General features: G+C 38.8%; 15 protein-coding genes. 3 read left to right on the top strand and 12 right to left on the bottom strand.

What is annotated here, in order from left to right; translation table 11 throughout:
- Nucleotides 1-104 precede the first annotated feature (104 nt).
- The 3 genes from mgtE (at nt 105) to ppa (ending at nt 4,747) form a co-directional block, all read left to right on the top strand.
- Nucleotides 105-1,481: a magnesium transporter gene (gene mgtE, locus J7R07_RS00075; RefSeq protein ID WP_208434926.1), complete on the top strand. Its 1,377-nt coding sequence runs from the start codon at nt 105-107 to the stop codon at nt 1,479-1,481.
- Nucleotides 1,482-2,326: 845 nt separating this feature from the next.
- Nucleotides 2,327-4,153 (top strand): translational GTPase TypA, encoded by a 1,827-nt coding sequence (gene typA, locus J7R07_RS00070; protein WP_208434925.1) that lies wholly within the window; start codon nt 2,327-2,329, stop codon nt 4,151-4,153.
- A 63-nt stretch (nt 4,154-4,216) separates the two neighbouring features.
- Nucleotides 4,217-4,747: an inorganic diphosphatase gene (gene ppa, locus J7R07_RS00065; RefSeq protein WP_208434924.1), complete on the top strand. Its 531-nt coding sequence runs from the start codon at nt 4,217-4,219 to the stop codon at nt 4,745-4,747.
- Nucleotides 4,748-4,783: 36 nt separating this feature from the next.
- Here the strand turns inward: ppa and J7R07_RS00060 are convergent, their stop codons facing one another.
- The 12 genes from J7R07_RS00060 to obgE form a co-directional block, all read right to left on the bottom strand.
- Nucleotides 4,784-5,101, bottom strand: a complete 318-nt coding sequence (locus tag J7R07_RS00060; protein ID WP_208435280.1) for a DUF167 domain-containing protein — start codon at nt 5,099-5,101, stop codon at nt 4,784-4,786.
- A 24-nt stretch (nt 5,102-5,125) separates the two neighbouring features.
- Nucleotides 5,126-5,419 (bottom strand): YggT family protein, encoded by a 294-nt coding sequence (locus J7R07_RS00055; protein WP_208434923.1) that lies wholly within the window; start codon nt 5,417-5,419, stop codon nt 5,126-5,128.
- 350 nt (nt 5,420-5,769) lie between these two features.
- Nucleotides 5,770-6,330, bottom strand: coding sequence for an invasion associated locus B family protein (locus tag J7R07_RS00050; RefSeq protein ID WP_208434922.1), 561 nt, complete (start codon nt 6,328-6,330; stop codon nt 5,770-5,772).
- Between the two features lie 111 nt (nt 6,331-6,441).
- Entirely contained in the window at nt 6,442-6,966 is a 525-nt protein-coding gene (locus J7R07_RS00045) for an RNA pyrophosphohydrolase (RefSeq protein WP_208434921.1), read from the bottom strand.
- Between the two features lie 39 nt (nt 6,967-7,005).
- The gene (locus tag J7R07_RS00040; protein WP_208434920.1) at nt 7,006-8,316 is read right to left on the bottom strand and encodes a S41 family peptidase; all 1,311 of its coding nucleotides are present in this window, start codon (nt 8,314-8,316) and stop codon (nt 7,006-7,008) included.
- Entirely contained in the window at nt 8,306-9,589 is a 1,284-nt protein-coding gene (locus tag J7R07_RS00035; protein ID WP_208434919.1) for a murein hydrolase activator EnvC family protein, read from the bottom strand. The genes J7R07_RS00040 and J7R07_RS00035 overlap by 11 nt, the downstream gene beginning before the upstream one ends.
- 95 nt (nt 9,590-9,684) lie before the next feature.
- On the bottom strand, nt 9,685-10,167 hold the full coding sequence (gene rlmH / locus J7R07_RS00030) for a 23S rRNA (pseudouridine(1915)-N(3))-methyltransferase RlmH (protein ID WP_208434918.1): 483 nt from the start codon (nt 10,165-10,167) through the stop codon (nt 9,685-9,687).
- Between the two features lies 1 nt (nt 10,168).
- The gene (gene rsfS, locus J7R07_RS00025; RefSeq protein WP_208435279.1) at nt 10,169-10,597 is read right to left on the bottom strand and encodes a ribosome silencing factor; all 429 of its coding nucleotides are present in this window, start codon (nt 10,595-10,597) and stop codon (nt 10,169-10,171) included.
- 51 nt (nt 10,598-10,648) lie between these two features.
- Nucleotides 10,649-11,242, bottom strand: coding sequence for a nicotinate-nucleotide adenylyltransferase (locus tag J7R07_RS00020; RefSeq protein WP_208434917.1), 594 nt, complete (start codon nt 11,240-11,242; stop codon nt 10,649-10,651).
- Nucleotides 11,243-11,271: 29 nt separating this feature from the next.
- Nucleotides 11,272-12,528: a glutamate-5-semialdehyde dehydrogenase gene (locus J7R07_RS00015; protein ID WP_208434916.1), complete on the bottom strand. Its 1,257-nt coding sequence runs from the start codon at nt 12,526-12,528 to the stop codon at nt 11,272-11,274.
- Nucleotides 12,529-12,580: 52 nt separating this feature from the next.
- Entirely contained in the window at nt 12,581-13,720 is a 1,140-nt protein-coding gene (gene proB, locus J7R07_RS00010; RefSeq protein ID WP_208434915.1) for a glutamate 5-kinase, read from the bottom strand.
- A 5-nt stretch (nt 13,721-13,725) separates the two neighbouring features.
- Nucleotides 13,726-14,659 (bottom strand): GTPase ObgE (obgE, locus tag J7R07_RS00005; protein WP_208434914.1); only part of this gene is annotated, 934 nt, incomplete at its 5' end.

The following is a 14,659-nucleotide window of genomic DNA, read 5'->3' as shown; positions in this document are numbered from 1 at the left end:
GCAATTGGGGAACGTTTTTTTTAAAATTTTTAGAATTTTGTTTTATCTTATCTTATCTATGATCTGAATTTATAATTCTTCAATTTTTCGGAAGGTACTTTGTTATGACTGAAATTAAAACGACCTTCGACTTCAAAAATTCTTCTCCTGAAGCTCTTGCCGAAGAATTGAAAAATTATCATTTTGCCGATTCGATTGATATTATCAATGGTCTCGATATTATGGAACGCATAGCTATCTTAAGCCTTTTACCTCTGGATTATACCATTGAACTCTTTGATAAACCAGAGCTTGAGCAGCCAGCAGCTATTCTTGAACTTCTCCCTGTTAATCGTTCCGTAGAAATTCTTGATGGCATGTCTGCTGACGCCGCTGCCGACGTTTTTCAGGAAATGGATAAAGAAACCCGTACGCGGCTTTATGCATTGCTCAAACCCTTAACGCGTGCTGAACTAAAAAAACTTACCAGTTATCCTGATCATACAGCCGGTGCACTGATGACTACAGAGTTTATAGCTGTCCCCGCAAACTGGACCGTAAAAAAAACTCTGGATCACATTCGCGACGTCGAACGAACACGTGAGACAGTCTATACAAGCTATGTGATTGACCCCAAAACGGGAACTCTTCTCAAAGCTGTTTCACTGCGTAACCTTATTCTTGCTTCACCAGATGATAAAATTTTAAACGTCTCTACACATGACACACCCATAGCGATATCCCCCTTTACACATCATGAAGATATTGCACGTCTTTTTCAGCGCCACGATCTTCTCTCTGTACCGGTAATTGATGAGAGTAATCATGTTATTGGTATTGTGACAGTTGATGACGTACTTGACACAATGGTCGATGAAATGAGTGAAGATGCTTATAAGTTTGGGGGTATGGAAGCCCTTGATAAACCTTATATGCAGATCAATTTTCTCGGGATGATGAAAAAACGTGGTGGTTGGCTTGCACTCCTTTTTCTTGGCGAAATGTTAACCGCAAGCGCTATGCAGTATTTTGAAACAGAACTCGAAAAAGCAATCACTCTTACACTGTTTATTCCTCTTATCATGAGTTCAGGAGGAAATTCTGGTTCGCAAGCTACATCACTTATTATTCGTGCACTCGCTTTACGTGAACTCACACTCAAAGACTGGTGGAAAATTATCATCCGTGAAATTCCAGCAGGGATATCCCTTGGCCTTTTACTGGGAGTTATTGGAATGGTGCGTATTGCTCTTTGGCAAGAGTTCGGTATTTATAACTATGGTGAACATTGGATGTTCATTGCCATAACAGTGGGCACAGCTTTAGTTGGAATTGTCACCTTTGGTTCTTTATCCGGCTCTATGCTTCCCTTTATCCTTAAAGGTTTTGGGTTCGACCCAGCAAGTGCTTCAGCTCCTCTTGTCGCAACTTTAGTGGATGTGATGGGAATTGTGATCTACTTTTCTGTTGCTTCCCTTATTTTGTCTGGAACTCTGCTATAATAGGGGATACAAACGCACCTTATATAACTTTAAATTTCTTCTCTGTAAGCAATGGTTAGAAAAAACATGATTTTTAAAAACATAAAATAGCACCACATATCTTAGACAGGATCTCTGTATGCCGTCATAATTCATGATTTGAAATGCTTTTTATTATGGATTGAGTAAAAATTGTTCAATAGCAAATCAAGAGAGAAACATCTCTATAAAAGCAATTTTAGAAGAGAGAATCTGTATCCATTAAAGATGAGAACAAGTGCAATGTGAAAGAAAATACATATAAGCTAGCGCTATCAGTTTATTTTTCAGTTCCTAATGCTACAATTACTTTTGTATTAAGACAGTTTATTGGACACATGTTTCATTCTTTCTCAAATAATTTTTCCACATATCAATCTTTACTTTTAATGTGCAAATAACTGATTTTTTTCATTCATAATAAATGAAAAAGTATTCTTTGTATTGAGCAATGTAAATTAATAGAGAAAATAATGATCACTCTATTTATTATAAACCGATAATCTTCTAAAATATAACTTCATTGAATTTAGATATTTATTGACAAGAAAAAACTAAGGTGCGAACTTTATTACAAAAGAGCAAATGGATACTCTTTGTTTTCTTAGCACATATTCCATATGAAGTGCTTACGTATCGAAAATTTTTTTGGAAAATTTTCTAAATCAACAGAATCTCAAAAGTCTCTGCAAACGCCTTACCATAAAAATATTTCCTCCATCTTCCAAAATTATAAAAAAACATGTAAAAGGTCTTGTAAGATTGAAGTAAGGCCCACAAAAACGTTGGCTTAAACGAAATTTCATTAAACGAAAAGAAGAAAATTTATGCAATTGCGCAATATCGCCATCATTGCCCATGTTGACCATGGCAAAACAACGCTCGTAGACGAGCTTCTCAAGCAATCAGGAAACTTTCGCGATAATCAGCGTACCAGTGAGCGTATGATGGATTCAAACGACATTGAAAAAGAACGCGGAATTACAATCCTAGCAAAAGTCACATCTGTTGTTTGGAAAGATACCCGAATTAACATTGTTGACACACCGGGCCACGCTGATTTTGGTGGAGAAGTCGAACGTATTTTGAACATGGTTGATGGAGCAATTGTGCTTGTTGATGCCGCTGAAGGTCCAATGCCGCAAACAAAATTTGTTGTTGGAAAAGCATTGAAAGTAGGTTTACGCCCGATTGTCGCTATCAATAAGATTGATCGCGCTGATGCACGTGCTGATGAAGTTATTAATGAGGTTTTTGACCTTTTTGCTGCTCTTGATGCAACCGATGAACAGCTTGATTTTCCCATTCTGTACGGATCAGGTCGTGATGGATGGATGGCTGAATCGCCCGAAGGACCAAAAGATCAAGGACTTAGTCCTTTGTTTGATCTCGTAACTCGCCATGTCCCTTCTCCTAGTGTAGCAGAGGGACCATTCCGTATGATCGGAACTATTCTTGAAGCAGATCAATTTCTTGGACGGATTATTACAGGCCGTATTCATTCAGGCTCTATAAAATCTAATCAAAGTATCAAAGTTCTTGGGCAAGATGGAAAGATACTAGAAACTGGACGTATTTCGAAAATTTTGGCATTTCGTGGTCTGGAACGGCAGCCTATTGAAGAAAGTGGTGCTGGTGATATTGTAGCAATTGCAGGTCTACAAAAAGGTACCGTTGCGGATACTTTCTGTGATCCTTCCGTCACTGAGCCTCTTACTGCTCAACCCATTGATCCTCCCACTGTTACTATGAGCTTTCTTGTCAATGATAGTCCCCTTGCGGGAACTGAAGGAGATAAAGTAACAAGCCGTGTTATCCGTGATCGTCTGCTTAAAGAAGCGGAAGGAAATGTAGCTCTTAAAATTGAAGAATCAGCCGATAAAGATTCCTTTTACGTTTCAGGACGAGGAGAATTGCAACTTGCCGTTCTCATTGAAAATATGCGCCGTGAAGGATTTGAGCTGAGCGTTTCGCGTCCACGTGTCGTTATGCAAAAAGATGAAAATGGAAGCACTCTTGAACCAATCGAGGAAGTTGTTATCGACGTTGATGAGGAATATTCTGGAACTGTTGTTCAAAAAATGTCTGAACGTAAAGGCGAAATGGTTGAATTACGTTCTTCTGGAGGAAATCGTGTCCGTCTCGTCTTTTACGCACCAACGCGAGGACTTATTGGCTACCAATCTGAGCTTTTAACCGATACACGTGGTACAGCCATTATAAACCGTCTTTTCCATGCCTATGAACCTTATAAAGGAGACATTAGTGGCCGTGTTAATGGTGTCATGATTTCAAATGATCATGGTGAATCTGTCGCGTATGCTCTTTTTAATCTTGAAGATCGTGGACCTATGATAATCGATGCTGGTGTTAAAGTCTATCAAGGTATGATTATCGGTATTCATTCACGGGATAACGACTTAGAAGTGAATGTTTTAAAAGGAAAAAAACTCACCAACATGCGCGCTTCTGGAAAAGATGAAGCCGTAAAATTGACCCCTCCACTTAAAATGACATTAGAGCGTGCCTTGTCATGGATACAAGATGATGAACTTGTAGAAGTGACTCCTAAAAATATTCGTCTGCGTAAACTTTATCTGGATCCTAATGAACGCAAACGTTTTGAAAAAATACGTGCATCAACTTCAAGCTAATTTTATGGCTTTCTCAGTCAAATATTTTATTATACTTAGCTTCATCCCAGAAAGGATATTTACATGAATATTAAAGAAATCCCCGTTGGCAAAAATCCGCCAGAAGATATCAATGTCATTGTAGAAGTCTCCCTTGGTGGTCAACCAATAAAATATGAAATGGATAAAAAATCAGAGGCATTATTTGTTGATCGTTTTCTTCATACATCAATGGTTTATCCAGGAAATTATGGTTTTATTCCACATACACTTTCAGATGATGGTGATCCTATAGATGTTCTTATCTGTAATACGCGTCCACTCCTTCCCGGTTGTGTCATCAATGTTCGCCCCATTGGAGCTCTCATTATGGAAGATGATGGTGGTAAAGATGAAAAGATTATTGCTGTTCCTAGTTCTAAATTAACAAAACGCTATATCAATATCCATGACTATACAAATCTGCCTGAAATTACACTAAAACAAATTGAGCATTTTTTCGAACATTACAAAGACCTTGAGCCTGGAAAATGGGCGAAAATTGAAGGATGGCGTGATAAAAGTTTTGCACATGAATTGATCAAGCAAGCTATTAAGTGCAATAAAGAGATGTAGTGATTACAAATAAAGCCTGTTTTTTTGAATGGGCTTTTATCTTGAGGTACACTCTCCTAAAGAGAACCATATCTGCTTTAGCTTTTCCAAATGTATTGAGAAGTGAAGCTGTTTATAGCGAGATGTTGCACCACTTTTTAAATAAATACAAGAAGATGGAATTTTCCATTGCTTCGCTAAAAATTTAATGAGAGCTCTATTTGCTTTTCCATCTTCAGGAATAGCACGGAGGTGTATAACCAAATATTGCTTTCCATCATCCCTACACTCAACTCCCATTATCCGATCAATAGAAGCCTTTGGAGTGAGATGTACAAATAGAATTAAACCATGTGTATCGCTTTGATAAAACATCTTTATTCGTCTCATGTAGCCTTTTTATAGATATATATTTGTATAAGCGTACCACATGAAAACACGCGTAAAATAAATAACGATGAACGCTATAACAGGTGAAATATCAAGTGTTCCAAGATTTGGCAAACTCTGCCGGATACGACCTAGAACTGGCTCTGTAAGGCGATATAGAAAGTTCCCTATCAAAGCAACAAAGCGATTGCGCGTATTTATAATATTAAATACATAAAGCCAAGAAACGATAACTCTTGCGATTAAAACGTAAGTATAAACATCAAAAATAAAATCAATCACCTTAAGTAAGGTATAAATCATGCTTTATCCCTCTTTCAATTACAGAAAATCACACATAGAGCTTTTATGAAAATAAATCAGTTTATTGGATAATGGCTTTATACTTCAACATCCTTTTTTCCATGAATAGAAAATCCAAACATCCTCATTCTTCATCCCTGTATTATCATGATGATGAAACCGAAAAAATAAATGTCAGAATAAAAAATAGTCTGCCAAAACATGAAGTAACGACGAACAATCTGGGAACATTCAGAAAACTCTGAACTTTCCTTATAAAGTAATCTTGTTGTCTTAACCGTAAAGTTACTATAAAAAGCGTTTAAACTAAAAACGGCCCTAAAAGGCCGTTTTTGTCGTATTTTTTAAAATTATTTCTGCAAAGCAGTCAAACGATTAAGGGCATTGCTAAAACCATTCAGCTGAATAAACAAATCATTCAAAGGTGGTTCGCCTGGAGCGGCAATTGTCATAGCCAACTTCAAATGCTTTCCACCACGTAAAGCCGTCACGTAGTTTTTGTCAAAAACTACTGGAACCATGCAACCTGCTGGTACACAAGTCCGAATACCAGTTTCGATAACGGCTTTGCCTTCATCAACTTGTAAACGGATAGGCTTAGAAACTAAAACACCAAAAGGAACTATTAAACTACCAGATACCACGCCATCAGCATTGAGCATAACGTTCATAGCCACAACCACACGACCCTGATCATTCACTTCTTGACGGCCCATGAAACAAACTTTTCTTCCTTCCTGCACACTACAGCTAACATTCCACAAACCGTAGGCCTCAGTCAAAGAAGAAGCACCATTAGGCAATGTAGCTGCTGCAGATTTTGTTACAGCTGGCTTTGGATCTGATGCAAATGCTATAGAAGAAACACTCAAAAGAGTAAAAACCATAAGTAAATTAAATATTTTTTTCATCTTATATTCCAGTTCTTTACATAAAAGAGAAACATTTTTATTATCTTTTAATGATTATACATACTATAAAGCATCTCGCTAAAAAAAGAGCTTTCTATAATTATATAGCTTTTATAATCCTCTAAGGCTACCTCGAAATTCATTGACAATTTTCCTATAGACATGCTTTTTAAAAGAAATAACAATAGAAGGAAGAGTTTCTAGATCAACCCATTTCCACTGGTCGAACTCCGCTTTATTACCATCCGGCGGGGGATTTATTGCAATTTCAGACACATCTCCCGTAAACTGAAAAGCAAACCATTTTTGTATTTGTCCACAATATTTATCGTTTAACTTGCATCCAACAAGTTCTTGTGGAAAATCATAATGAAACCAATTCTGTGCTTCCTTAACCAATTTTACAGATCGGATACCCGTTTCTTCGTAAAGTTCACGACATGCCGCATTTAACGGCCCTTCATTCTCATCAATCCCCCCTTGAGGAAGCTGCCAACGATAAGACATTTCAGTATTAGGACGAATGCCCGTCATTAAACGGCGCCCGACCCAAACTTTACCTGTATGATTAAATACAACCATCCCAACACCCTTCCTATAAGGAAGAGTTTTCATATTAATCACTGCATCATCCATTCAATTATACCCCAAACTGTAGGCTATACATATTCTTTCTTACTTTAAAATATCCTTATTGGGATCTGGTGGAAATGCCACATTTGCCATTTCACCCCGTAACAACTTATAAGCCTCATGCAATTGAACATCATCCTTAGGGTCTTGTGGAACAAAAGCCGCTGAACCAGATCCTTTTTTATCTTCTCGCTTCCCTTTGATATGCCCTTTTAATGCAGATTCACCAAGCTTTACATCATAACCTTTATATTTTTCAGGCAGTGGTTGCTCTACAATAATATCAGGTGTAATGCCAGTTCCTTGAATTGAAGTACCAGACGGCGTATAATAAAGCGCTGTCGTTAAACGTAAAGCACCATCTTCGCCCAAAGGAATAATCGTTTGAACAGTCCCCTTACCAAAAGATTGTGTACCTAAAATTGTCGCACGACGGTGATCTTGTAATGCACCTGCAACAATTTCAGAAGCACTTGCCGAGCCACCATTAATGAGAACGATGAGAGGTTTTCCATTGGTGATATCCCCTGGCTTAGCGTCAAATCTCGTCACATCATTCTTTTTACGCCCACGGGTCGATACAATCTCACCTTGATTAAGAAAGGCACTCGAAACACTAACAGCCTGGTCTAAAAGCCCACCAGGATTAAGCCGCAAATCAAGGACATACCCCTTCAACTTATCTTGAGGAATATGAGACTGAATATCTTTAATCGCAGCTTGAAGATTACCAAAAGTCTGCTCAGAAAACTGAATGATTCTTAGATAACCAAGATCATCTTCAACGCGATATTTTACTGCCTTTATTTTAATGATATCGCGAATAACCTTAATTTCGAGCGGCTTGTCAACACCAGAACGAATAATTGTCAACGTAATGGGGGTTCCAGGAGTTCCCCGCATCTTATTAACAGCTTCATTCAATGTATGACCGTTCGTCTGTACACCATCAATTTTTGAAATGAGATCTCCCGCTAAAATACCTGCTTTTGAAGCAGGTGTATCATCCATTGGAGAAACAACTTTAATGAGGCCTTTCTCCATAGTAACTTCAATACCAAGTCCTCCGAATTCTCCCTTCGTAGAATCCCGCATCTCCTTGGCTTCTTGTGCATTCATATAAGATGAATGGGGGTCAAGTGATGTGAGCATTCCATTGACAGCATTTTCTATAAGCTTTTTATCATCCGGAATCGTCACATATTGCCTACGTACTTTCTCAAAAATATTGCCAAATAGGGCCAGCTCTCTATACGCATCATTTTCATTATTGGCAGCAACAGACTGCACCATTATCATTGAACTGGCGCCGAGCAATACCCCAGCGACCAAAAGAATAACTTTACGAATCATTTCGGTTCCTTTTCGTTTTTTCAGTCCGCCACCAAGGAGTTGGATTTATAGATTTTCCCTGCTTCCGAAACTCAATGTAAAGCATTGGAGCAGTTTTGCCTATATCCAATGCAACACTATTCGCAATAAATTGCATCCCCATCGTTCCAAGCGGTTCACCTGCAAGAACAAATTGTCCCTGCGTGACGTTGATTTTTGACATTCCAATAAGAACGATATGATAGCCATTTCCAACATTAAGAATAATTAATTGTCCATAAGAACGAAATGGCCCAGCAAAAGCAACAAGAGCATCTGCAGGAGATATCACAACAGCTGCTGCTTCTGTTTCAATTACTTCACCAAAGCGTGTCATCTGCGAATTATTATGTGCATGCTGAACTCTTGTTCCCAAAACAGGATAAAGCAAAGAACCTTTTCGATTTTCAAAATTGGACTTTTCTAACAATTGTAAATTTTCTCGTACCCACACTGAAACATCAGAATTAAGTTTTGATTGATGGTCAAGCTCTAAAATTAATTCTTCTAAAGAATGCGCTTTTTTAGCAAGAAAAACGTTCCTCTGTTTCTGCTCTGTAAGTTCTTCTTCTGATTTTTTTTGTAACTTTGCTTTTTTATCTAATAAAAGCTCTAAACGTTTCCGCTCCTCTGCTTGATTTTGCATTTTAATCTTTAATGCTGCAGATTCCATGGCAATTGAATTGCTTAAATTGGTTAACTCATGGAGACTTTCTTTTAAAGCCCGCGTTTTCTCTTGCATCTGAGATACGACAGCCCCTAATAAAACAGAACTGCGCACAGAATCTAATACATCCTCAGGCCGTACCATAAGAGCAGGAGGGGGATTTAACCCCATACGTTCTAATATAGCAAGAACTTCTGCAAATTCAGCGCGACGACTTTTTAAATTTTGGTGAACTTGTACCCGCTTTTCTATCATTTTTTTTAGCTTTTTTTCCCTTTCAGCAATATCATTTGTTATTACACGTTCTGCTCTAGCAGCTTTTATGAGTGCATCACTTAAAGCACGCTGATCTTTTTTTAAACCTTCAACTTGACGCGTAAGAAAAGCAACTTGCTCACGCGAGAGTGAAATATTCTGGTGAATTTTTTCCAACGCTTTATGTGCTTCTTCTACACTCCTCACTGTATTTTCAGCATGCGATACAGAAAAACAAAACCCCATACTTAAGAACAGCATAATAAATATCATGCATTCCTCATATAAATGTTGCATTTTTCTATGAAGAAGCTTTTTCATTTGCCCAACCATTAAGCACTATCGCACAAACTAGCGATGCTTTAAATGACGCCAGCTAAAACAATATTAATAAATACACAAATAATGATAAAAATTGCACAAAAATATTAAATACGATGATAAGGATGGTTACTCGCAATTGTTACAGCACGATAAAGTTGCTCTGAAAGAAGTATACGCGCAATTTGATGGGGCCACGTCATAAAACCAAAAGACAAAAGGAAATCAGCACGATTCCTTATCTGTTCATTATGCCCATCAGGCCCCCCTACAGCAATTACGAGATCGCGGATACCTTCATCACGATAAAACCCCAACTTTTCAGTAAAAGCGGATGATGAGATCGATTTTCCACGTTCATCCAATACGATTAATCGACACTTTTCAGGCAAAAACTCAATAAGCTTTTTTCCCTCTTCTTCCATACGCTGATACGCTGTCTGAGCACGACTTTCTGATATCTCCTGTAATTTTTTAAAATGAAATCCCACAGCCCCAGAAATTTTAGAAAAACGATCCAAATAATGCTCAACCAATTTATACTCTGCACCCCTCTTCATACGACCAACAGCAAAAATAGAAATTTGCATGCTAATGATCTCCAAAGAAAACTGATTTTGTATTATTTAAATCGGGAGAAAGCCATATTTTTTCTAAATTATAGAAGAGACGAATTTCTGGACGAAAAAGATGAACAATAATATCACCTGTATCAATCAATACCCAATCGCCTCCAGCAAGTCCTTCTACACTTGCAAGGCTATACCCACTGTCTTTCCAGGTACGTAACAAATGGTCAGAAACAGCAGAGATATGACGTTGTGAATGTGCTGAAGCTATAACCATGTAATCAGCTAAAGATGACTTACCCTGAATATCAATGGAAACAATATCTTCTGCTTTTGTATCCTCTAAACTCTTAAGAATAACCTTGAGACCATCGCTGACAAAAAAAATTGTTTCTTCTGTCGAAGATACAATACTGTAAGAATGTTTTTGTGAAATGCTTTTCAGATAAATATCCTTTCTTATAGTTTAGAATACAAAAAGAAGCAGAATCTTATAAAATGTTCAAGAAAAATTATTCTCCTTTAAACGAAGATTCGTTGAAGACTGAAAAGATAAAGGCCCATGTAAATAAGTCCAAGCTGGTGGCTTCATAAAAGGTAATCGTATACTTTTTCTCTCATCTACACGAAAAGAACGGTAAATGTTTGCCATAGGAGAAGAGAGTGCTGACATATGTGCAAAAGGACGATCGATAATTGCAATAGGAAGCATATATACAATATCATGCCATCGATACCAATGATGAACCGTTGCAAAACTATCTGCACCCATCACCCACACAAAATGTACTCCGCGGCAATGCATCAGAATATGAGAAATCGTATCACTTGATACCTTACTGCCTATCGCCTGTTCAAAACCCGTTACGCGAATCTTCGGATGATCAACGAGTTCAATACTTAGCCGCATTCTCTCATCTAAAGAGGGTAAGTGCGCACAATCTTTTAAGGGGTTTCCCGGAGTTATCATCCACCATAATTGATCGAGACGCAAACGGCGAATTGCACTTTTTGCAACAAGAAGATGTCCAGCATGCGGCGGATTAAAAGATCCGCCAAAAAGCCCCACAACATTCGATCTTTCAACATGTGGCATACGATTTTTCCAAAGAAAAAACGGATCTTTCAAGGCCTAACCTGTCCATTTCCTTTAATGTGATACTGAAATGATGTCAGCTGCTCAACCCCTATAGGGCCACGCGCATGCATTTTTCCCGTTGCAATACCAATTTCCGCTCCAAAACCAAATTCACCTCCATCAGCAAATTGTGTAGACGCATTATGAAGCAAAATAGCCGAATCCAAACGATCAAAAAATATTTTTACCACACGCATATCTTCAGCAATAATCGATTCTGTATGCCCTGATGAATAACGTTGAATGTGTGCAATAGCTCCCTCAATACCTTCAACTGTTTTGACAGAAAGAACTGCATCAAGATATTCGTGCGACCAATCTTCTTCAGAAGCTAATTTGAGATCTGGCATAAGCAAAACAATATCTTCTGTTGCACGAACTTCACACCCTTTCTCCTGTAATGCAGTCAAAACAGGAAGAAACTTTTTTAATGCCTGACGATCAATGAGAACCGTTTCGACAGCACCACATATACCTGTTCGTCGTAACTTCGCATTTAAAACAATATTGCGCGCCATATTCAAATTTGCCGATTGATCAATATAAATATGACAGAGCCCTTCTAAATGTGCAAAAGTTGGAACACGTGCGTCAGACTGGACACGTGCAACAAGGTTTTTTCCGCCACGAGGTATAATAACATCAATCATACCGTCCAAACCTTTAAGCATTTCTCCAACGGCATCACGGTCTGTCGTTCCAACCATTTGAACGGCATCTTTAGGAAAACCAGCCCACTCTAATCCTTGCACCAATGCTGAATGAAGTGCATGAGCAGAATGAAAACTATCCGAACCGCCGCGTAAAATTACAGCATTTCCAGCCTTCAAACACAAAGCGCTTGCATCAATTGTGACATTTGGTCGGCTTTCATAAATAATGCCAATTACACCAAAAGGCGTACAAACACGACTTATATGAAGTCCATTTGGACATGTCCATTCACGCATCACTTGCCCAATAGGATCAGGCAAAATAGCAATCTGGCGGACACTGTCTATGATTGCACGCAAACGCAATTCATCTAACTTGAGCCGATCAATCATCGCCGCCTTCAAATTATTCTGAGCAGCATTCACTAAGTCCTGACGATTGGCTTGTAAAATTTCAGCTGACTGAGCTTCTAAACTCAAAGCTACCATTTCTAATGCTTTATTTTTTTGTTCAGAAGACATAACAGCTAGTATCGCGGCAGCATAACGCGCTTTTAGCCCCATCTCCTTCATTTGTTCTTTTAAAGCCATAGTACTATCATCCAATCTGCCAAAACAATAAATAAGGTAGAAGATAACTTTTTTAAGCAGAATCGGTCAAGCAGCGTAAAACCATATCATTACGATGTACCATAGCAGAGCGTGCTTCATAGCCAAGAATAGATTCAATGTCTTCACTTTTACGCCCCATAATACGTACAACTTCATCTTTGCCGTAACTTACAAGTCCACGCGCAATCTCAACTCCATTTGTATCAATAATCGCAACCGTATCTCCACGATTAAATCTTCCCTCAACTGCAATAACTCCTGCAGCTAATAATGATTTCCCAGATTCAAGAGCCTTAACCGCTCCCTGATCAATCTTTAAAATACCAGATGGCTCCAAATGACCAGAAATCCAAGTTTTCCAGGCATTAACAGGCTTCTCACTGGCAGCAAAAAAACTTCTGCGTTCCCCCCTATCAATCGCCGCAAGAGGATTCATACGCTTACCCGAAGTAATAACCATCGCCGTTCCAGCGGAATTCGCTATTTTTCCCGCATCAAGCTTGGTCTTCATGCCTCCACGAGAAAGCTCGGAAGCAGCCATACCTGCCATTTTTTCAATATCGCTTGTAATTGATGCAATAAAAGGAATAAATTCAGCCGTTGGATCATAATGGGGAGACTTTGTATAAAGACCATCAATATCTGATAAAAGTACCAAAAGATCCGAACACATCATTGTTGCCACACGTGCCGCTAAACGATCATTATCACCATAGCGAATTTCACTTGTTGCAACAGTATCGTTCTCATTAATAACGGGGATCGCTCCAAAACGCAAAAGTACATTAATTGTAGCGCGTGCATTGAGATAACGCCGTCGTTCTTCCGTATCGAATAGAGTAAGTAAAATTTGACCTGTTTTTAATCCATATCGCGCAAGCGCGTCACTATATGTTTTCGCTAATTCAATTTGTCCCAAAGCAGCACATGCCTGACTCTCTTCTAACTTCAAAGCTCCTTTGGAAAGCTGGAGCAATGTCCTTCCTAAAGCAATAGCACCTGAAGATACTAATAAAATTTCAACGCCTTTTTGGCGCAACTGAGCAACATCACTTATCAAACTGTTGAGCCATTCAGTCCGTAAACCTGTCTGAGGATCAACCAAAAGCGCAGAGCCAACTTTGACCACAATGCGCTTATAGTGCACAAGTTTTTGTAATCCAACCGCCATCTTAATCAATCCTGCTCTTTTCCATCAACATCCTCTTTACGTGCCATTTCGATAACATGAGCAACAGTACGTAGCACTTTTTCTAAACCTTCACGACTGACCGCAGAAAACATCATAACAGATTTACCGGTTGCTCTTTGCAAAACTTCTCGTTTAGCTTTACACTCCTCAACAGTGAGAGTATCCATCTGACTTAACGCTATAATTTCGGTCTTACCACTCAAATTGTTACCATATGCCTCTAGTTCATTCCGCACAATATGATATGCTTTTGCTACATCTTCTTCTTGCGCAGAAATCAAATGAAGTAAAACACGACAACGCTCTACATGCCCTAAAAAACGATCCCCAATCCCCACACCTTCATGCGCCCCTTCAATCAAGCCAGGAATATCAGCCAAAACAAATTCACGCGTATCAATGCGTGCAACACCAAGGTGAGGATGGAGAGTGGTAAAAGGATAATTCGCAATTTTTGGTTTTGCAGCCGTCACAGAAGCTAAAAAAGTTGACTTTCCAGCATTTGGTAAACCAATAAGCCCACCATCAGCAATTAACTTCAAACGAAGCCATAGTCTGCGCTCTTCTCCAGCTAAACCCAGATTTGCACGGCGAGGTGCTCGATTCGTAGATGTGGTAAAATGAAGATTCCCAAAACCACCATTGCCTCCTTTTGCAAGACGATAACGTTGTCCAACTTCTGTTAAATCACAGATTAACGTTTCATTATCTTCTTCAAAAATTTGCGTACCAATCGGTACTTTAAGGATGATATCATCACCCTTTTCACCCGTCATGTTACGCCCCTTACCATGTCCCCCTGTTTTTGCTCTAAAATGCTGCTTATAGCGATAATCAATCAACGTGTTGAGGCCATCAACAACAAGAGCCCAAACATCACCCCCACGTCCCCCATTACCCCCTGCCTCTTTAAACAAT

The sequence above is a fragment of the Bartonella phoceensis genome, from assembly GCF_902825145.1.
In the GTDB taxonomy this organism is placed as follows: domain Bacteria; phylum Pseudomonadota; class Alphaproteobacteria; order Rhizobiales; family Rhizobiaceae; genus Bartonella; species Bartonella phoceensis.
Note: the sequence above shows the minus strand (reverse complement) of the source record. Positions and strands in the feature narration are given on the sequence as shown.